This is a genomic window from Micrococcus sp. KT16 (assembly GCF_003315015.1).
Classification (GTDB): domain Bacteria; phylum Actinomycetota; class Actinomycetes; order Actinomycetales; family Micrococcaceae; genus Micrococcus; species Micrococcus luteus.
Window position 1 is genome coordinate 78,380 of the sequence record NZ_QNRG01000007.1, and the last position, 17,831, is coordinate 96,210.

The 17,831-nt window shown below is 75.4% G+C and carries 22 protein-coding genes; 10 read left to right on the top strand and 12 right to left on the bottom strand.

From position 1 onward, the window contains the following. Positions 1 to 15: 15 nt before the first annotated feature. The 3 genes from glsA to DE149_RS11835 are packed head-to-tail and all read right to left on the bottom strand — an operon-like array spanning position 16 to position 2,049. Positions 16 to 1,386, bottom strand: coding sequence for a glutaminase A (gene glsA / locus DE149_RS07550; protein ID WP_101965886.1), 1,371 nt, complete (start codon positions 1,384 to 1,386; stop codon positions 16 to 18). Between the two features lies 1 nt (position 1,387). Then, the gene (locus DE149_RS11830) at positions 1,388 to 1,723 is read right to left on the bottom strand and encodes a GNAT family N-acetyltransferase (protein ID WP_233490722.1); all 336 of its coding nucleotides are present in this window, start codon (positions 1,721 to 1,723) and stop codon (positions 1,388 to 1,390) included. Continuing rightward, positions 1,657 to 2,049 (bottom strand): hypothetical protein, encoded by a 393-nt coding sequence (locus tag DE149_RS11835; protein WP_233490723.1) that lies wholly within the window; start codon positions 2,047 to 2,049, stop codon positions 1,657 to 1,659. The genes DE149_RS11830 and DE149_RS11835 overlap by 67 nt, the downstream gene beginning before the upstream one ends. Positions 2,050 to 2,135: 86 nt before the next feature. Here DE149_RS11835 and DE149_RS07560 point away from each other — a divergent pair, with 86 nt between their 5' ends. The 4 genes from DE149_RS07560 (at position 2,136) to DE149_RS07575 (ending at position 5,944) form a co-directional block, all read left to right on the top strand. After that, the gene (locus DE149_RS07560; RefSeq protein ID WP_370446028.1) at positions 2,136 to 3,599 is read left to right on the top strand and encodes an FAD-binding oxidoreductase; all 1,464 of its coding nucleotides are present in this window, start codon (positions 2,136 to 2,138) and stop codon (positions 3,597 to 3,599) included. Then, a complete protein-coding gene (locus DE149_RS07565) occupies positions 3,596 to 4,051 on the top strand; it encodes a thioesterase family protein (RefSeq protein ID WP_113914255.1) in 456 nt (151 codons plus the stop codon). Before DE149_RS07560 ends, DE149_RS07565 begins: the two co-directional genes overlap by 4 nt. A gap of 65 nt (positions 4,052 to 4,116) precedes the next feature. Continuing rightward, a complete protein-coding gene (locus DE149_RS07570; protein WP_049146993.1) occupies positions 4,117 to 4,974 on the top strand; it encodes a GTP pyrophosphokinase family protein in 858 nt (285 codons plus the stop codon). 172 nt (positions 4,975 to 5,146) lie between these two features. Next, positions 5,147 to 5,944, top strand: a complete 798-nt coding sequence (locus DE149_RS07575) for a TVP38/TMEM64 family protein (protein WP_049146992.1) — start codon at positions 5,147 to 5,149, stop codon at positions 5,942 to 5,944. A gap of 17 nt (positions 5,945 to 5,961) precedes the next feature. Here DE149_RS07575 and DE149_RS07580 read toward each other — a convergent pair whose 3' ends face one another. The 3 genes from DE149_RS07580 to DE149_RS07590 are packed head-to-tail and all read right to left on the bottom strand — an operon-like array spanning position 5,962 to position 8,125. Beyond that, positions 5,962 to 6,270: a hypothetical protein gene (locus DE149_RS07580; RefSeq protein WP_049147058.1), complete on the bottom strand. Its 309-nt coding sequence runs from the start codon at positions 6,268 to 6,270 to the stop codon at positions 5,962 to 5,964. Positions 6,271 to 6,309: 39 nt separating this feature from the next. Continuing rightward, entirely contained in the window at positions 6,310 to 6,864 is a 555-nt protein-coding gene (locus DE149_RS07585) for a TIGR03086 family metal-binding protein (RefSeq protein WP_036339014.1), read from the bottom strand. Positions 6,865 to 6,874: 10 nt separating this feature from the next. Continuing rightward, complete coding sequence (locus DE149_RS07590; protein ID WP_078025650.1) at positions 6,875 to 8,125, bottom strand: polysaccharide deacetylase family protein; 1,251 nt, start codon at positions 8,123 to 8,125, stop codon at positions 6,875 to 6,877. A gap of 310 nt (positions 8,126 to 8,435) precedes the next feature. Between DE149_RS07590 and DE149_RS11710 the strand changes: the two genes are divergently transcribed. Together DE149_RS11710 and DE149_RS07595 are read left to right on the top strand one after the other, a co-directional pair. Then, a complete protein-coding gene (locus tag DE149_RS11710) occupies positions 8,436 to 8,576 on the top strand; it encodes a hypothetical protein (protein ID WP_167755872.1) in 141 nt (46 codons plus the stop codon). Between the two features lie 29 nt (positions 8,577 to 8,605). Continuing rightward, positions 8,606 to 9,136, top strand: coding sequence for an SgcJ/EcaC family oxidoreductase (locus DE149_RS07595; protein WP_078025649.1), 531 nt, complete (start codon positions 8,606 to 8,608; stop codon positions 9,134 to 9,136). 12 nt (positions 9,137 to 9,148) lie between these two features. On the opposite strand, the gene DE149_RS07600 is transcribed toward DE149_RS07595, so the two are convergent. From DE149_RS07600 to DE149_RS07610, 3 genes are read right to left on the bottom strand one after another with little or no spacing between them, the layout of a single operon-like run. Next, positions 9,149 to 9,709, bottom strand: coding sequence for a GNAT family N-acetyltransferase (locus DE149_RS07600; protein ID WP_073117326.1), 561 nt, complete (start codon positions 9,707 to 9,709; stop codon positions 9,149 to 9,151). A gap of 6 nt (positions 9,710 to 9,715) precedes the next feature. Further along, positions 9,716 to 12,175, bottom strand: coding sequence for a YhgE/Pip domain-containing protein (locus tag DE149_RS07605; protein WP_113914256.1), 2,460 nt, complete (start codon positions 12,173 to 12,175; stop codon positions 9,716 to 9,718). Continuing rightward, the gene (locus DE149_RS07610) at positions 12,175 to 12,960 is read right to left on the bottom strand and encodes an ABC transporter ATP-binding protein (protein ID WP_113914257.1); all 786 of its coding nucleotides are present in this window, start codon (positions 12,958 to 12,960) and stop codon (positions 12,175 to 12,177) included. Before DE149_RS07610 ends, DE149_RS07605 begins: the two co-directional genes overlap by 1 nt. Before the next feature lie 72 nt (positions 12,961 to 13,032). Between DE149_RS07610 and DE149_RS07615 the strand changes: the two genes are divergently transcribed. Then, positions 13,033 to 13,641, top strand: a complete 609-nt coding sequence (locus DE149_RS07615) for a TetR/AcrR family transcriptional regulator (RefSeq protein ID WP_113914258.1) — start codon at positions 13,033 to 13,035, stop codon at positions 13,639 to 13,641. 21 nt (positions 13,642 to 13,662) lie between these two features. Here DE149_RS07615 and DE149_RS07620 read toward each other — a convergent pair whose 3' ends face one another. Then, positions 13,663 to 14,430: a sulfite exporter TauE/SafE family protein gene (locus DE149_RS07620; RefSeq protein ID WP_113914259.1), complete on the bottom strand. Its 768-nt coding sequence runs from the start codon at positions 14,428 to 14,430 to the stop codon at positions 13,663 to 13,665. A gap of 73 nt (positions 14,431 to 14,503) precedes the next feature. On the opposite strand from DE149_RS07620, the gene DE149_RS07625 reads away from it, so the two are divergent. After that, positions 14,504 to 15,760, top strand: a complete 1,257-nt coding sequence (locus tag DE149_RS07625) for an NAD(P)/FAD-dependent oxidoreductase (RefSeq protein ID WP_113914260.1) — start codon at positions 14,504 to 14,506, stop codon at positions 15,758 to 15,760. Between the two features lie 12 nt (positions 15,761 to 15,772). Beyond that, positions 15,773 to 16,462 (top strand): M23 family metallopeptidase, encoded by a 690-nt coding sequence (locus DE149_RS07630; RefSeq protein ID WP_020624712.1) that lies wholly within the window; start codon positions 15,773 to 15,775, stop codon positions 16,460 to 16,462. On the opposite strand, the gene DE149_RS07635 is transcribed toward DE149_RS07630, so the two are convergent. After that, entirely contained in the window at positions 16,452 to 16,961 is a 510-nt protein-coding gene (locus DE149_RS07635; protein WP_044659331.1) for a GNAT family N-acetyltransferase, read from the bottom strand. The two genes, DE149_RS07630 and DE149_RS07635, sit on opposite strands and share 11 nt — an antisense overlap. A 72-nt stretch (positions 16,962 to 17,033) precedes the next feature. On the opposite strand from DE149_RS07635, the gene DE149_RS07640 reads away from it, so the two are divergent. Next, a complete protein-coding gene (locus DE149_RS07640) occupies positions 17,034 to 17,579 on the top strand; it encodes a GNAT family N-acetyltransferase (protein ID WP_113914261.1) in 546 nt (181 codons plus the stop codon). Positions 17,580 to 17,614: 35 nt separating this feature from the next. Here the strand turns inward: DE149_RS07640 and DE149_RS07645 are convergent, their stop codons facing one another. Then, positions 17,615 to 17,827: a hypothetical protein gene (locus tag DE149_RS07645; RefSeq protein ID WP_010079881.1), complete on the bottom strand. Its 213-nt coding sequence runs from the start codon at positions 17,825 to 17,827 to the stop codon at positions 17,615 to 17,617. Positions 17,828 to 17,831: the final 4 nt, after the last annotated feature.

Sequence of the window (17,831 nt, forward strand, 5' to 3'; positions counted from 1 at the left end):
GCCCGCCCCGCCGCCTCAGTGGGCGCCGGCCTCCTCCAGCGGCAGGATGCGCTCCGGATCCTCGACCTCCACCCGCACGCCGTCGGCCTGCAGCCGGCGCACGCCCTCGGCGATCAGCCGTCGGCCGACGTCGTCGATCCGGTCCACCCGCGTGAGGTTGAGCACCACGGTGCGGATGGGCCCGTCGTTCTCATCTCGGGCGGCCACGGCGGCGGCCTCGTGCACCGCCCCGCCGCCGGTCGCGGCCGAGAGCGCCGCGCTGTCCGCCGCGGCCTCCTGCCACCGCGGGTAGACGGCGGCGTCCCACCCGGTGCCGGGCTTCTCCGCACCGGTGCGCAGGTCCGTGAGCGCGTCCAGCACCGCCTCGGCGCCGCCGAACCGGATCACGCCCTGCAGGTGCAGGAACACGCGGTCACCCTCGCGTTCCACGAAGCGCACGGCGGTGCCGCCCAGGCTGTCCCCGTCCATGAGATGCAGCCGGAAGTCCTCGGAGAGGCGGCGGCACGCCAGCACGCCGCGCGCCGAGTTGCCCACCTCGTCCAGGCGCGGCGAGAACACGCCGATCCCCACGCGGCCCGGCAGCGCGCCGAGCACACCGCCGGCCACCCCGGACTTGGCCGGGATCCCGACGTCGGCGAGCCACTGCCCGGCGGCGTCGTACATGCCGGAGGAGGTCATCACGGACACCACGCGCCGCGCCACGATGTACGGCAGCATCCGCTCTCCCGTCATCGGGTGGATGCCGCCGGTCGCCAGACACGCGCCCATCACAGCGAGGTCCTTGGCGGTGACGAGCACGGCGCACTGCGCCACATACCCGGCCACGATCTCCTCGGCGGAGTCCTGCAGCACCCCGTAGCTGCGGAGCATGTGCGCCAGGGAGAGGTTGCGGTCCGAGACCGCCATCTCGGACTCGTACGTCTCCCAGTCCACCGAGAGCCGACGCCCGGCGAGCAGGGACATGATCTCCACGGCCCGGTCCAGCCGCTCCTTCCGGCTCGCCTCCGGTCCCACGAGCAGCTGGTGCACCGCGAGCGCGCCGGCGTTGATCATGGCGTTGTCCGGGCGGTGCGACTCCGCCTCGAGGGAGAGCTCGTTGAAGGCCTCGCCCGAGGGGTTCAACCCCACCTGCCGGTCCACGGCGGCGAAGCCCCGGTCCACGAGCGCGGCCGCGTACGTGAACGGCTTGGACGCGGACTGGATGGTGAACTCCACGTCCGCGTCGCCCGCGCAGTGCAGCCGCCCGGTGGGGGTGGCCAACGCGATGCCGAAGCGGTCCGGGTCCGCCTCCGCGAGCACGGGGATGTACTGGGCCGTCTCGCCCGGGTTCACGGCGCCGAGCTCGGTGACCAGGCTCGCCAGGTAGTCGGGGATCGGGTGTCTCATCTCAGGCCTCCCAGCGCAGGCAGGTCAGGGGCTCGCCCCCGGGCACGGGCACGTGGCCGGTCGCACGGAAGCCGAGCCGCTCATAGAACGGGACGGTGGCGGGCACGGACGCCTCGAGGTGCACGGGCAGACCCGACGCGCGGCGCTGGCCGTGGCGCACCAGCGCACTCGCCGCCCCGCGCCCGCGGGCGGACGGGACGGTGCCGACCTCCTCAAGGTACCAGTGCCGGCCTGCCGGGCGGGCCCGCTCGCAGGCGGCCTGGATCCGCTTCAGGGCGAGGGTGTGGCGGCCGTGGACGGCGACGGCGGTGGGCAGCCCCGCCAGCAGGCCCGGCACGTCGACCCCGCGGGGGCGGCGGGGGAGGTCCACACGGCGGCGCCGAGCAGCGTGCCGTCGGCCGCGTCCACGGCGACGTCCACGGCGCCCAGCGGGGCGCCGTCGGCCCCCGCGCGCAGCCCCTGGCGCACGGCGGCGGTGAACTTGCGCTCGAGGCGGGGCCCGCGCCGGTCCTCGGGCACGAGCCCGAGCGTGTACGGGTCCGTGGCGAAGGCCTCGGCGAGGACGGCGCCCACGCGGCGGGCGGTGTCCTCACGGGCTCCATCCGGGCGCAGGGTGAGCACGTGGACGCGGGGGCGCGGGGGCGCGGGGTCCGGGGAGGTCATGGCCGCCAGTCTAGGGACGGGGCCGGGCGCGTCATCGGACCGGCCGACGCACGCCCCACCCCGTGTGATCGGCGACACTGGTGGGCATGGACTTCTCCGCGCCCCTCGACCCGACCCCCGCCGCCCCGCCTGCCGCGGACGCCCCGCCCGCCGACGTCGTCGCCCGTCTGCAGGCGGAGCTGCCCGGCCGCGTGGACGTCTCCGTCGCCGCACTCGAGGCCGCCCGGGCGGACCGCTCGGGGCATCGCTCCCCGGCTGCGCCGCGGGCCGTGGTCCGCGCGCGGACGGTGGAGGACGTGCAGGCCGCGTGCCGGATCGCGCACGGGACCCGCACCCCGCTGGTCACCCGCGGAGCGGGCACGGGGCTGGCCGGCGGCGCCGTCGCGGGGGCGGGCGAGATCGTCCTGGACATGACCGCGATGGACCGGATCCTGGAGGTCTCCCCCGCGGACCGCGTGGCCGTCGTCGAGCCGGGGATCCTCAACGGGGCGCTGAACGCCGCGCTCGCCGAGCACGGGCTGTGGTGGGCCCCGGATCCCGCGTCGAAGGACATCTCCACGGTGGGCGGCAACATCGCGATGAACGCCGGCGGGCTGCTGTGCGCCAAGTACGGCGTGACGCGCGAGGCGGTGCTGGGCCTGGACGTGGTGCTCGCGGACGGCACCCTGCTGCGGCTGGGCCACCGCACCGTCAAGGGGGTGACCGGCTACGACCTGGTCGCGCTGATGATCGGCTCGGAGGGCACGCTCGGCGTGATCGTGGGCGCGACGCTGGCGCTGCGGCCGGCCGTGCGCGGCGTGCCGGTGACGCTCGGCGGGTTCTTCCCGGACGTCGTCGCGGGCGCCGCCGCGGCCGAGGCGATCACCGGGGCCGGTCACGTGCCCGCCCTGATGGAGCTGATGGACGAGGCGACGCTCGCCGCGGTGCGCGCGCACGCGGGGCCCGAACGCGGGGCCGCCCTGCCCGAGTCCGGCGCGTTCCTGCTGGTGCAGGCCGACGGCGCCGGCGCCGAGGCGGACGGGGAGGCCATGGCCGCCCTCATGCGCGCCCACGGCGGGGACGTCACCGTGACCGTGGACCCCGCCGAGGGGGAGGCCCTCATGGCCCTGCGCCGCACCGCGTTCCCCGCGCTCGAGCGCCTCGGCACCCCGCTCGTGGAGGACGTGGCCGTCCCGCGCAGCCGCATGGCCGAGATGTTCGCGCGGATCCGTGAGATCGAGGCACGCACCGGCGTCGCCATCCCCACCACGGCCCACGCCGGGGACGGCAACCTGCACCCGATCCTGCTGTTCGGCGCGGCGGCGCAGGTGGGCGGCGCGGCCGAGGACGCCGCGTCGATCCCGGCGGACGTGTGGGAGGCCGCCGGCGAGCTGTTCCGCGCCGGCCTGGAACTCGGCGGCACGCTCACCGGCGAACACGGCGTGGGCCTGCTCAAGCGCGCGTTCCTGCGGGACGAGCTCGGCGACGCCCAGCACGACCTCCAGCAGCGCATCAAGGCCGTGTTCGACCCGCACGGCATCCTCAACCCAGGAAAGGTGTTCACCCCGTGACTCAGCCGACCACCCCCGAGACCCCCGCCGACGCCGGCACACCGACCCCGTTCGAGGTCGGGCTGCAGCTGCGCTGGTCCGACGAGGACCGCTACGGCCACGTCAACAACGCCCGCCTGCTCACCCTCACCGAGGAGGCGCGCGTGCGCGCCCTGGCCGCGTGGGCCACGACGACGGCGTCCGGGGACGTCCAGCGCGTCGTGCGGTCCATGGAGGTCCAGTACGAGGCGCCCGTGGTCTACGCCGGGCCCGAGGTGACGGCGCGGGTGTGGATCCTGCGGATCGGCCGGACGTCCTTCACGCTGCGCCACGAGCTGTGGCAGGACGGGCGGCGCTGCGTGCTGTGCGACGCCGTGTTCGTGCAGGTGGACCCGGCGGCCGGGCGGCCCGTGGCCGTCTCCGACGAGGAGCGCGCCGTCTTCGAACGCGTGCTGATCCCCGCCGAGGACTGACGGGCCGCCGTCGGGCCTGTGGACGGCCCGCCGTCTCGCAGGATCCCGCCGTAGGCTCTGAGGCCATGGAGCAGGACCCTTCCCCGGACGCGCCCGCGCCCTCGGCGGACGTCGAGGCGCTGCGCGGCACCCCCGTATCCGATTTGACGCAGCTCTCCCCCGCGACGTCCGTGGCGCTGGAGCGGCTGCGCCGAGACGTCGAGCGCTTCGACCTCGAGTACCGCTCGGCCCTGCTCCAGGTGGAGGCGCGGCTCGAGGTGCTGCGGGACGAGTTCACACACCTGCACGACTACAACCCCATCGAGCACATCGTCACGCGGGTGAAGTCGCCGGAGTCGATCCTGCGCAAGGCCTCCGCCCGCGGGCTGTCCCTGGACCTGGACGCGCTGCGCACCAACGTCACGGACATCGCCGGGGCGCGCGTGATCGTCAGCTTCGCCCGGGACGTGTACCGCGTGTTCCGCCAGTTCACGCAGCAGCCGGACATCCGGGTGCTCGAGGTGGAGGACTACATCTCCCGGCCCAAGCCCTCCGGCTACCGCAGTCTGCACTGCCTCGTGCAGGTGCCGATCCACCTGTCCACCGGCACGATCCCGGTGACCGTGGAGATGCAGTTCCGCACGAGCGCCATGGACTTCTGGGCCACGCTCGAGCACAAGATCAACTACAAGTTCGACGGCGGCGTGCCCCCGGACATCGCGACCGAGCTCGTGGCCGCCGCCCGCGTGGCCGCGGATCTGGACACCCGCATGGAGCGGCTGCATGACCAGGTGCAGGAGACCGACAGGGACGACGACGCCGCCGCGGCCTGGGAGGACGACGGCGGTCCCGCCTTCGAGGACGAGCCGGCGGCGGGGCCGGATGGCGCGGGTCCGGGTGAGGCGCGGCCGGGTGACGACGCGCCCGGCGCGTCCACCGTCTGAGCCCCTCCGTCCACACCCGGCGGGCCGCGTGCACAGGGTTCTCCACAGAGTTGTCCACAGGTGTGGATGAGTCACACGCGTGTGATCCACCGAAGCAGCGCGGGGCGTGGCCGCAGACCGGGGAGGACATGCTGACGGAACGGGGCGGGGCGACTCCCGGTAGCCTGAGTCGATGCCCTCCACCGCCGTGCCGCCGCGCGACTCCGGCGCCGCCTCCACCCTGCCCGCCCGCACCGGGCACCGCGGGGTGTCGATCCTGCGCACCGCCGCCCTCGTCCTCGTGGTGGCGGCGTTCGTGTGGCTGGCACTCACCGTGCGCCTGCCCGGTGTGGACGAGCTGCGCGCCCAACTGGACGGCTTCGGCTGGTGGAGCTGGCTGGCGTTCACCGTGCTGTACGCGGCCGTGGCGCTCACCCCCATCCCCGTGACGATCATGGCGGTCACCGCCGGTGTGCTCTTCGGCGCGATCGAGGGGACGGTGCTGTCCGTCGTCGGAGCCCTGCTGGGCTCGCTCGGGGCGTACGGCATCGCGCGCGCGGTCGGGCGCGAGGTGGCCCTGCGCTGGCTCGGCCGCCACGCCGAGACCGTGGAGCGGCGGCTCGAGGACACCGGGTTCCTCGCCCTGCTGACCCTGCGCGTCGCCCCGGGGCTGCCGTACTGGCCCGTGAACTACGGGGCGGGCGCGCTCGCCGTGCCGCTGGGGATCTTCGCCGGCTCCACCGCGGTCGGCGTGATCCCCGGACAGCTCTCCCTCGTGGCGATGGGGGCGTTCGCGGTGCGCCCGGGCGTCGTGAACGGCGTGCTGCTCGGGGTGGGCTGGCTCACCGTGGGCGGTCTGACCCTGTGGGCGGTGCGCCACTGGCGACGGGCGGCCCGGTCCGCGGAGGAGCCGGCGGGCTCGGAGGGGCCGGAAAGCCCGCGGAGTGGTCAGGACACGCCGTCTCCGCGTGCGCGACGCGGCGTGTCGTGACCACTCTGCGCCGGACGTCAGCCGAGGGTTGTGTACCGCACGCCGAACTTGCTGCTGACCTGCAGGAACACGAGCACGTCCGTGCCGCGCGCGTAGGCGGGCATGCCGTACCAGGTGCGGGGTTCGAGCTCCGGGGCCGCCTCCGTGACGATCCGGTGCACCCCCACCGCCATGGCGCGGTCCGGCTCGGGCATCTCCTCGATCTTCACCAGCAGGTCCTGCAGGGCGTCGGCCTTCTTCCTGCCGCCGCGCTGGGCGCGCAGCTCCTGCGCGCGCTCGGCGATCGCGGCCTGCTCCGCGGCGCTGAAACCGGTGGACTCGCTCACGGTGCCTCCTGGGGTGCGGGGACGGGTCCTGCCCGGGTCTCAGCCCCGACGGCCCAGGCGACCGAGCAGGCGGGTCTGCCGGTCGGCGTCGTCGGCCACGGGGACGGGCTCGCCCAGGATGCCGGGCGTGTAGGCGGCGTCGCCGAACAGTTCCAGCGACTCCTCCACGCAGTCGATCTCCGCGTCCGTGAACCGCGCGTCCACGCCCTGCGAGCGGGCCAGGTCCCAACGGTGCACGATCACGTCGAACGCGTGGAAGCGGATCAACGCCTCGCCCACGGGCATCTCCCCGAGCGCGGTCTTCATGGGCCGCATGATGAACTCCTCGTCACCGGCGAGGGCGGACATGGCGGCGGCGTGCTTGGCCCACTGGGTGGCCAGCTGCTGGCGGGACCCGTCGAAGAGGGGCACCTCCCGGCCCTGGCGGGCGGCGAAGTCGCGCTGGCCGGCGATCACGTGGTCCAGCAGGTCCAGCGCGTCCCAGCCCTCACACGGGGTGGCGGCGTCCCAGTCCCGCACCTCCCGGACGACGGCGGTGAACGGCTCGGCGGCCGCGTTCCAGCGGGCCTCGACCTCGGTGGCGGGGATGGACATGGTGCTCTCCTCAGGGTCGCGGGGTTCTCGGGGCCGCGGCGGGCGACGACGGCGCCGGGCTCGGCTTCTTCGGGCCGCGGATGGACTCGGGGCGGGCCGGGTCCAGGACGGACCGGGGGTCGAAGAACTCCTCCAGCACGGGCCGCTCGCCCGAGACGGCCGCGGCGAGGCTGATGCCGTCCACGTTGATGCGCGAGCCGCGGTAGTAGCCGGGCTCGAGCTGGCCCCACGCCTTGGAGGTGCCGTCCACGAGGAAGAAGGAGCGGTAGCCGAGCTCGCGGAGGTAGCGGTACCGCTCGTTGTCCTCCGTGTACTTGCCGGGGCCGGTGACGTCCGCGCCGAACGGGTAGATGAGCATGTCCGTGGGGCCGAGGATCGGCTCGACCTCCTCGTGCCAGTGCCCCATGTCGAACTCGAGCTCCTCCATGGTCAGCTTCGGCACCGTCCGGTGGCCCCACGTGTGGGAGGCGAACTCCCAGCCGCTGTCCTTGAGCGCGTCGGCGACCTCGGTGGCGGCCGCGACGTCGGCGTCGAACGTGGGGCTGTCCCCGAACTCGCGGGCCGAGGTGCGGTAACCGAACACGCCGTCGTAGCCGGTCATGGCCAGCACGCCGCGGGCGCCGTTGAGGCTGAAGTCCGGGTGCTCGGCGAGGAAGTCGTCCAGACGCGGGACGACGTCGAACGCCCCGACGTGCGTGGTGCCCTGGGCGTCCGTGTACTCGTTGCGGACGCGGCCGTCCTCGGCCACGATCAGACGGTCCGCGAAGCCGTCGCCGTCCATGTAGAGGTAGTACGAGCAGTCGTCCAAGGAGAGGATCAGCGGGGTCCGGCCCTCGGGGACCATGAGGGTCTTCGGGCGCACGACGTCGTCCTCCCCCACCTCGTACAGCTCGTGCGGGGAGACCAGCACGTAACCGCGCTCGTAGACCTGCCGGATGACGGCGTCGAACTCGTCCACCGTGACCATGAAGTCCAGGTAGCCGCGGGCCTTGTCGTCGCCGTCGAAGGCGCGCGCCGGGTCCACCACCAGGGAGTGGAAGAACAGGTGCGGAACCCGGGCCACGTCCGGCCAGGCCACCGGTTCGCCGGCGGGCGGCGGACCAGCGGGGGCGGCGGAGGTGGGCGCGGACGAGGTCGGCACGGACGACGACGCCGCGTCCTCCCCGTCCTGCCCGCAGGCGGCCAGCAGTCCCGATCCGAGCAGGGCGGAACCGGCCAGGAGCATCTGTCGACGGGTCGGCTGCGGCACGGGCGGGGGCATCGGGCACCTTTCTCTGGGGGCACCCATCATCCCAAGGCCGCCCGGCCCGAGACCACCCCTGCCGGGCGGGCGGGCGGAGGTGGGAACGGCGCGGCATGGGAGGCCGGCCAGCGGCGGGGCTCGATCCGCCGCAGACGGCACAGAGTGGTCACGCGGACGACCCGAGCTCGGCGCGGACCGTGTTCGACCGCTTCGTGTTCGGCAACCACATCCGCAGCTTCAGCGTCGACTGAGCCCCGGCTGGGAGGCACCTTCGACGCGCGCCGACGCACGCGCCCCTCGTGCCGTGCCGCATGCCACACTGGCGAGCGTGACCCGACGTCCGGATGCACCACCCCCGGCCGACCCGCGCGCGCGTGCGGCCCTGCGCGCCGTGCTCACGGTCCTGGCCGTGATGGCGGTGCTGTTCGCCGCCGTCGTGCTGACGCTGGCCTACGGGCCCGCCCGCTGAACCCGTCCTTCCCCGATCCAGGAGCAGTCATGTCCCCCGCGGACCCCACCGCCGACGTCGCGGCCGGGCCGGCCGGCCCCGCCGCGGTGGCCGAGGCCTTCGCGGCCGCCTGGAACGCCGCCGACGCCGACGCGCTCGCCGACCTGTTCGCCGAGGACGCGGACTTCGTGAACGTGGTGGGCGTGTGGTGGACGCGGCGTCGGCAGATCCGGGTGAACCACGCGCTCGGCTTCCGCTGGATGTTCCCGGCCTCCCGGCTCGTGCTCGGGCAGGTGCGCGTGCGCGAGCTCGGGGACGTGGCGGTGGTGCACGCGCCGTGGACCATGACGGGGCAGACCGCGCCCGACGGCGACGAGGCCGGCGAGCGCACCGGCGTCCTGCTGCTCGTGGTGCGCCGCACCGAGGCCGGGGCGTGGGAGGCGGTGGCCGGACAGAACACGGACTCCGTGCCCGAGGCGCAGACCCACCTGGCCGACGACGACGGGCTGGCCGCGGTGCACTACCACCCGTCGGCGTGGATCGATCCCGACGACGACCCCGACGGCCCGGAGGCCTGCTGAGCGGAGGCGGGCTCACTCCACCGTCAGCAGCCGCACCCAGTCGTCCTCGACGCGCTCCCCGCCGACCACGAACTGCCGCGCCCCGATCGTCGCGAAGCCAAGGCGCTCGTAGAACCGGTTGGCCCGTGTGTTCTGCGCGTTCGTGCCGAGCCACACGTGCCGGAACCCCAGCCGCCTCAGCCGCTCGACGCCGTCGTGCACGAGGGCCTCGGCCAGCCCGGTGCCGCGCCCCTCGGCGAGCACGTACAGCTTCGAGAGGTGGCCGGCCGGCACGTCGCCGAGCCGCTCCGTGACGGGTGCCTCGGGGGTCGCGGCGGTCTCGTACATGGCGTAGCCGAGCAGGGTCTCCGGGGCGTCGGCCGCGGCGCCCACGAGCACGATCCGCTCCGGGTCCGCGATCCACGCGGCCACGGCGGCCTCGCTCAGGTGCAACGCGATGTGCGCCTCCACCGCGGCACGCGGCAGCGAGGACGGGGAGGCGTCCGGGAAGGTGGCCGCGGCGATCGCGGCGATCGCGGGCGCGTCCTCGGGGCGGGCCGGACGGACGACGGCGGCGCGGGGTGCGGAAGTCATCTCCGCTCAGGCCTGCAGCGCGGGGTGCAGGTCCTTCATGCGGAACCGGCGCCGGCGCCGCACCACGAGCACGTCCAGGGCGAGCGCCGCCGCCCCGATGCCCATCAGCACGACCACCGGCACCCAGAAGCGCTGGTCCGGACCGCCGGAGATCGCGTTGCGGAACGCCTCGATGGAGTAGCTCATCGGCATGAACGGGTGCAGCGCCTGGAAGAAGCCGGGCAGCACCTCGGCCGGGTAGGTGCCGCCGGTGGAGGCCAGCTGCAGGACCAGCAGGACCAGCAGCAGCGCCGAACCGGGGGTGCCGAGCGCCGTCTGCACCAGGTGCGCGATGAGGGAGAACACCACGGCCACGAGCACCGTCAGGGCCACGGCCCGCACCGGGTGCACGGGGGCCAGGCCCAGCGGCAGCGTCGCGGCGAGCATGAGCAGGCCGCCGCCCACGGCCACGATGCCCACGGGCAGCCACGCGGCCAGCGCGATCGCCACCGGGTTGCGGCGCCCGGCCAGCAGCCGCCCGCTGATGGGCCGCATGATGTTGAACGCGGCGATGCCGAACACCCACAGGGCGATGGAGAAGAACATCGGCGCCATGCCGCGGCCGTAGACCTCCGCGGAGTTGTCCACCTGCATCACGGCCTCCACGGGCCGGGACATCACCAGGGCGGCCTCGTCCCGCTCGTCCTCGGTCAGGGCGGGGACGCGGTCGGCGCCGTCGGAGAGCCCGGAGGCGAGCTCGTGGGCGCCGTCGTCGAGGGTGCCGAGGCCGGCGCGCAGCTCCCCGGCGCCGTCCTGGAGCTGGGCCAGGCCGCCGTCGAGCTCGGTCGCGCCGGACTCCAGCTGCCCCGCACCGTCCTGCAGGGTCAGCGCCCCGTCGTGGAGCGCGGCGTTGCCCTCGGCGAGGGTGGTCGCCCCGTCCGTCAGCTCGCCGAGGCCGGACTGCAGCTCCCCGGCGCCGTCCTGGAGCTGGGCCAGGCCGCCGTCGAGCTCGGTCGCGCCGGAGCCCAGCTGCTCGAGGCCGTCCGCGAACTTCCCGGCGCCGTCGGCGAGGGAGTCGGCCCCGTCCTTCGCCTCACCGATCCCGCCCTGCAGCTTCTCGGCGCCCGCGGCCACGGCGTGGGCGCCGTCGTTGAGGTCCGTCAGATCCGCCTTGGCGGAGGCGGCGACGTCGTCCTCGACGAAGCCCTGGACGCGCTCGTTGGCGGCCGCGGAGGTCGCGGCGGCCTCCTCGGCGCGGCCGGCGACGGCGGTCACCCGCTCGTCCGCGCCGGTGAGCGCCTCCTGGAGCGCGGCGTACTGCTCGGACTCGGCGAGCGTCGGGTCCTCTTCGGCGAGCGCGGCCAGGGCGGTCTGCGCGTCGGCGATGCGGGCGCCCGCGCCGTCCTCGGCCGTGCCGGCCACCTCGGCGACCCGCTGGACGTCCTCGTCCACCGCGGCGACGTCGGCGGCCACCGCGTCCTGGCGCTCGATCACCTGGTCCAGGCCGGGGACCACCGTGTCGTAGAGCTGCTGGGTGCCGTCGGCCACCTGCGTGGCGCCGTCGGTGAGCTCGGCCGATCCGGTCTGCAGCTGGGCCAGCCCGTCGGAGAGGTCCGTGGCGCCCTGACGCAGGGCGGGGGCGTTCTCGGCGAGCTGCCCGGCGCCGTCGGCGAGGGCCTGGGAGCCCTCGCGCGCCTGGTCGAGCCCGTCGGCCAGGCGCCCGGCCCCGTCCTGCGCGGACGCGGCGCCCTCGGCGAGTCGCTGGGCGCCGTCGTCGGCCTGGGCGGCGCCGTCCGCGAGGTCACCCGCACCCGTGGCGAGCTGGCCCGCGCCCTCGGCCAGCTTGCCCGAGCCGTCGTGGGCCTGGACGATCCCGTCCTCCAGCCGGCTCGCGCCGTCCTCCGCGGAGGCCGTGCCGTCGGCCAGCTGCGCGGCGCCGTCGGCGGCGTCCACCATGCCCGACCGCAGCTCGCCGAGGCTGGAGAAGACGGACTCGAAGTACGCCTCGATCGCGGACCGGTTCACGGCGGCCTCGACCTTGGCCTGGCTCGCGTTCGTGACGGAGCCGATCACGAAGCCGTTGGCGTCGTCTCGGCGCAGGGTGATCTGCGCCTGCCGCGGTGTCCCGCCGCCCTCGGGGCTGACGAGGTCACGACTGAGCTCGGCGGGGATCTCCAGGACGAGGTAGTACCGGCCCTCCCGCAGTCCCTCCTCGGCCTCCTCCCGCGTGGTCTCGCGCCAGTCGAAGGCGCGGTCGTCCTTGAGGCGTTCGGTCATGTCCGCGCCGGTGCGCAGCGTGGTGTCACCGCGCTGGACGGGCTCGTCCTCGTTGACGATCGCCACCGGCAGACGGTCCATGGCCCCGTAGGGGTCCCAGTTCGCGGACAGGTACAGGGCGCCGTAGATGGCGGGGACGAGGAAGATGAACAGCAGGGCGAGCAGGGGCAGGCCACGGCGGAAGCGTCGCAGCTCGTAGCGGAACAGCATCAGTTCTCCCGGACGGGGGGCAGGGTGAGGACGACGGCGTCGCGCGGCACGGGCGCGGAGGCCACGGCGCTCACCGCGAACGGGTGGCCGTGGTCCTTGAGGACGTCCAGGGCCGCGTGGAGCGCGGCCAGCTCATCGAGGGTCAGGGTGGCGTCCACGTCGTCGAAGGTGACGAGGCGGGCCGGGCGCAGGCAGGCGACGACGGCGGCCAGCAGCGCGCGCTCGGGTGCAGGCAGCTCCCCGACGACGGCCTCCGGCGCCACGCTCAGCCGCACCGCGTCCGCGAGGAGGGCGAAGCGCGCGCGGCCGACGCGGCGGCGCACGCCGTCGGCGAGGCAGCGCTCGTCCACGACCTCGGCCGCGGTCAGCGCCGGCTCGAGCTCCACCACGTCGGTGGTGTGGGCGACGGCGGTGCGGGCACGGAGGGCGTGCGGGTGGCGCGCGGCGTCGATCGGGGGCCGGTACGCGCGGGCGGCGGGCCGCTCCGGCCCGTCCAGGGCGACGTCCACGGGGCCGCCGGTGAGCACGAGCTCGCCCCGCACGCCCTGCATGCGCCCCGTGAGGGCGAGCAGCAGGGCCGAGCGGCCCGAGCCCTGGGTTCCGAGCACGGCCAGGTGGGTCTGCGGGGGCAGCACCAGGTCGAGGGGGCCGAACACCGGCCCGCGACCGCCGCGCAGGGTCAGACCGCGCGCCACGAGGGTGGCAGGCGGGAGGTCGTCGAGGTGCGCCGGGACGGGGGCGGGCCCGGGGCCATGGTGATCGGCGTCGGTGGGAGTGGAAGACATAGGCCCTCTTTGCCGAGTCGAGGCGGATTCAATACCATCGGTATTCAATACCATCGGCATCGAGAGGGCAACATGGCCACCCGACCCCGCCGCGAGGATGTCCGCGCGGCCATCCTCGACCACGCGGCCCGGGTGTTCGGACGGGAGGGCTACGCGCGCTCCTCCCTCGCCCGCATCGCGGCGGAGGCCGGCTACACGAAGGGCGCCGTCTATTCCGGTTTCGCGGGGAAGCCGGACCTCTTCGCCGCCGCCTGCACCGTCCAGTTCGAGCGGGCGACCACCCGAGCCATGGACGGCGTCGCCGACGCCCTGGACGACCCCGACCTGCCGCGCGAGGACCTGGTGGCCCGCGTGGCGGAGGCCCTGGCCGACGTCGTGCTCGAGACCACGGGCTCCTGGCCCCTGCTCCTCCACGAGTTCCAGGCCGTGGGCCTGCGCGAGCCCGCCGTGGGGAGAGCCTACCGGACGCTCACCGTCCGGCGGCGGGACTTCCTGGCCGGCCTGCTGCGTGAGCACCGCGTGCTGGCCGACGTCCCGGACGAGCAGGTCACGCACACCGCGGCCATGCTCCTGATGCTCGTGCACACGCTGTCGGTCGAGCGGCACCTGGCCCCGGAGGACCTGACGGTGGACGACGTGCGGGCCACGCTGGCCGCGGCCGTGCGGTCCCTCCTGCCCTGACGCCTGCGCGCCGGCCCCGCCTCAGCCCAGGGTGCCGGCCACACCGCGCACCAGCGCCACCGTGCCCCCGACGCCGGCGAGGCAGATCGCGAGGACGCGCGCCTTCGCGGGGTCCACCCGGCGGGCCACCACCGAACCGAGCAGCACACCCAGCGGACCGCCCGCCACCACGGCGACCCACACCGGCCACGGCACGTGCAGCCCCGCGGGCACGGCCGCGCCGAACAGCGACTTGGTGACCAGCGAGGTGAGATTGGCCAGCAGGAACACGGGCTGGAGGGTGGCCGCCCACGAGCGCTGGTCCCACCGGCTCGCCACCGCGTAGACCGCGAGCGCCGGCCCGGCGATGCCCGCGGTGGTGTTCATGAACCCCGCCACGGCGCCGGAGACGAACACGGCCCCGTCGCCCTGCGCGGTGAAGCGCTGCTGCAGGCCCAGGACGGCGGCCACGGCCACCAGCACGGAGGACCCCAGGAGGATCTCGAGGGCGTGGGCGTCCAGGACCCGCACCGCCCACGCCCCCGCGAACGAGCCGGCCACGAGCAGGGGCGCGAGGCGGACGAAGCGCGGCCAGTCCACGTGCCTGTGGAGCACCGCGAACAGCAGCACCGCGGACACCGAGGCGGCCACGTTGGACAGCGTCACCCCCGCCACCGGGCCCAGGAGCAGGGACAGCGTGGGTGCGGCGATCATGCCGACGCCCATTCCGCTCACCCGCTGGAGCGTGCCGCCCACGGTGATGGCGGCCAGCGCGACGACGGCCGGCAGCCACACCAGGGAGGGGTCCATGCGGGCAGTATGCCGGAGCCGGGGTGTCCGTCGGCCCTGGCGCCCGCCCGTGACGGGTGCGCATGCTGGCCCCATGGCCCAGCACAGCTCCACCCCGTACCCGCTCGTGATCGTGGGCAGCGGCCCCGCCGGCGTCAGCGCCGCCCGCGCCTACGTCGACGCCGGGGGACCCGGCCCCGTCCTCATGCTCACCTCGGACGTGGACCACCCCTACGAGCGCCCGCCGCTGTCCAAGGAGGTGCTGCGCGGCACCGCCGAACCGGAGCCGACGGTGCTGGACGAGCTGCCGGACGCCGTCGAGCTGCGCCGGGGCGTGACCGTCACCCGTGCGGACCTGGGCGCGCGGACGCTGTGGGCCGCCGAGGAGCCGATCCGCTTCGAGCGGCTCATCCTGGCCCTGGGCGCCCGTCCGGTCCCCCTGCCGGACGTCGAGGCCGACGCCGAGGTGCACCTGCTGCGCTCCTTCGCCGACGCCCGCCGCCTGGTGACGTCGGCCGGGCACGCGCGCTCCGCCGTCGTGGTGGGGTCCGGGTTCATCGGCTGCGAGGCGGCGGCCTCGCTGGCGCTGCGCGGGGTGGAGACCACCCTGGTCACCCCGGACGAGGTGCCGCAGCAGAGACGGCTGGGCCGCGCCGCGGGCGAGCGGATCGCCGAGTGGCTGACGGGCGCGGGCGTCACGCTGCGCACGGGCGTGCGGGTGAGGCAGGTGCGCGCCCCGCGCACCGTCCACCTCGACGACGGCGCCACGCTCGCCCCGGACCTGATCCTCGCCGCGGTGGGGGTCGAGCCGGGGGGCGGGTGGCTCGAGGACTCCGAGCTGACCATGCACGAGGGGCGGATCGTGGCGGACGAGCACCTGGCGGCGGCGCCGGGCGTGTGGGTGGCCGGGGACGTGGCCCGCGCCCACCACGCCGTGGCCGGCCGGCCGATCCCCGTGGAGCACTGGGGCGACGCCCTCGGCATGGGCGAGGTCGCCGGGCACAACGCGGCCCGCACCGAGGTCGGCGTGCCGGGCGGCGCCGGCCAGGCCTCCGTGCTGGCCCACGCGGCGACGGCGGACCCGGAGTCCCTGCGGCGGTGGGAGGCCGTGCCCGGGTTCTGGAGCACCATCGGCGAGCACACGCTCAAGCACGCCGCGTGGGGCGACGGCCACGAGCAGGCCCGCATGGTGGAGCGCACCGGCGGGTTCACTCTCTGGTACACGGACGCGCAGGACCGCGTGGTGGGCGTGCTGACCTACAACGCGGACGAGGACTACGAGCGCGGGCGGGAGCTGGTGGCGGGCCGGGATGCCGTGGGCGAAGGCCGAGGCCGTCCCGACCCTGCATGACAGACTGAGGGGATGACCACCCCGACCCCCGGCGCCGGCTCCCCGGGCAGCGGGGTGGCCGGGGGCGTGCTGGCCGCAGTGGGGGCGCTGGCCCTGATCGCGACCGTCCTGGCGCTGGTCCTCGCGTTCGGTCCGGCCGGCCGGGACGACGCCGGCGCGGGCGCCGAGCGGCGGCGCTGGAACGGCGGCTTCACCCCCGCCCCGCCCACGGTGAACACGCAGGGGTACGCCGAGCCCGTGCAGGGCCGCGTGACCTCCCGCTTCGGGCCCCGCCCCAACCCGTTCGGCGAGGGCGTGGTGCCCTCGGGGGTGTCCGAGGAGGCCCTGACCCGCCACGACGGCGTGGACCTCGGCGGGGTGCCGGAGGGCACGCCCTTCCACTCGGTGTCCGACGGCCGAGTCCTATTCGTGGAGGCCGGCGGGGACGCGGGCGGCAACCTGCTCGCCGTGGACGCCGGGGACGGCCACGTGTGGCGCTACCTGCACGCCGCCCCGGACTCCACCGTGGTGGACGCGGGCCAGCGCGTCTCCGCCGGGGACCACCTGGCCGGCGTCGGGCAGACCGGCGCCGCCACCGGCGTGCACCTGCACCTGGAGCTGCGCGTGGACGGCGAGCCGGTGGACCCGGAGGCCTACCTGGCCGAGCGGGGCGTGGAGCTCGGCGGCTCCTACCCGGAGCGGCGCCGCGGCCTCAGCCGGTGACCGGGCCGCCGCCGTCGTCCACGGACCCGGCCCAGCGGACCTCCCCGTCCACGACCTCGTCCGTCGGCGCCAGGCCGATCGCCTGGGCGACCCGCTGGGAGGCCGTGTGCTCGGGGTGGACATCCGCCACGAGGCGCCGCACCCCCCGGTCCCGCAGCTCGCCCTTGAGGAGGCCGGCGGCCTCCTTCGCCAGCCCGCGGCCCTGCCACGGCGTGCCGATCAGCCAGGCGATCTGCGTGGGTCCCCCGTCCACGGGGATGGTGGCCTGGACGTAGCCGACCGGCCGGCCCTCCGGCTCCAGCACCACGATCCAGTTGGCCCAGTCCTCCGCGCCGTCCTCGGAGCGACCGCGCGCGAGGATCGCGTACCGCTGCCGCAGCTCCTCCTCGCCCGGCGGCGTCCCGCCGGTGTACGTGTACAGGTCCGGGTCGGCGAGGACCGCGGCCATGGCCTCGGCGTCATCCACCCGCAACGGGCGCAGGGAGAGGGAATGCGGCATGGGCACAGTCGACCAGCCCGGCCCCGCGCAGACAAGAGGCGGGGCGCATCCGCCCGCCGCTAGCCTGGGCGCATGCCGCCCGCCCCCACCGCCCGTCTGCGCTTCCGCGAGATGGCCGACGCCGACCTCGACCACCTGGCCGGCCTCCTCGCCGATCCCGTGGTGATGCGCTTCTACCCCGCCCCGCGCACGCGCGCGGAGGCGGCGGCGTGGATCGCGGGCAACCGGCGCCGGTACGCGCAGGACGGGCACGGGCTGTGGATCATCGAGACCCACGACGACGGCGGGTCCGGCTTCGTGGGCGACTGCGGCCTGACGTGGCAGGAGGTCAACGGGGAGCCTCGCCTGGAGGTCGGCTACCACGTGCGGGCCGACCTGTGGGGGCGCGGCTACGCCACCGAAGCGGCCGCCGCCTGCCGGGACCACGCCCGGGACGTGCTGGGGCACCACGAGCTCGTGGCGATCATCCACCCGGAGAACACGGCCTCGCGCCGGGTGGCCGAGCGGATCGGGATGACCGTGGTGGGCGAGGACCGCACCGGCGCGCCCGAGGCCCGCGCGGCTCTGGGGCTCGAGGCGCGCACCGTGCTGGGGATGAGGCTCCGGCCGGGCGCGTGAGGCGCGGCCCGGCCGGACGTCTCAGCCCCGGTCGCTCACTTGGCGTGGCGGGCGAGCAGCTCGCGGGCGGCGTCCAGGCCGCCGGCCTCGACGTCGTAGGAGCCGGTGGACGCGTGGTGGGCCTCGACCGCGTCCGTGATCCGGTAGTGGTCCGGGTTGCCGGGCGGGTCGGAGGTCTCCAGCACGTGGATCAGGTAGGTCTCGCCGGCGGCCAGGGCCTGGCGGTCGTCGCGCTCGTGATGGGTCATGACG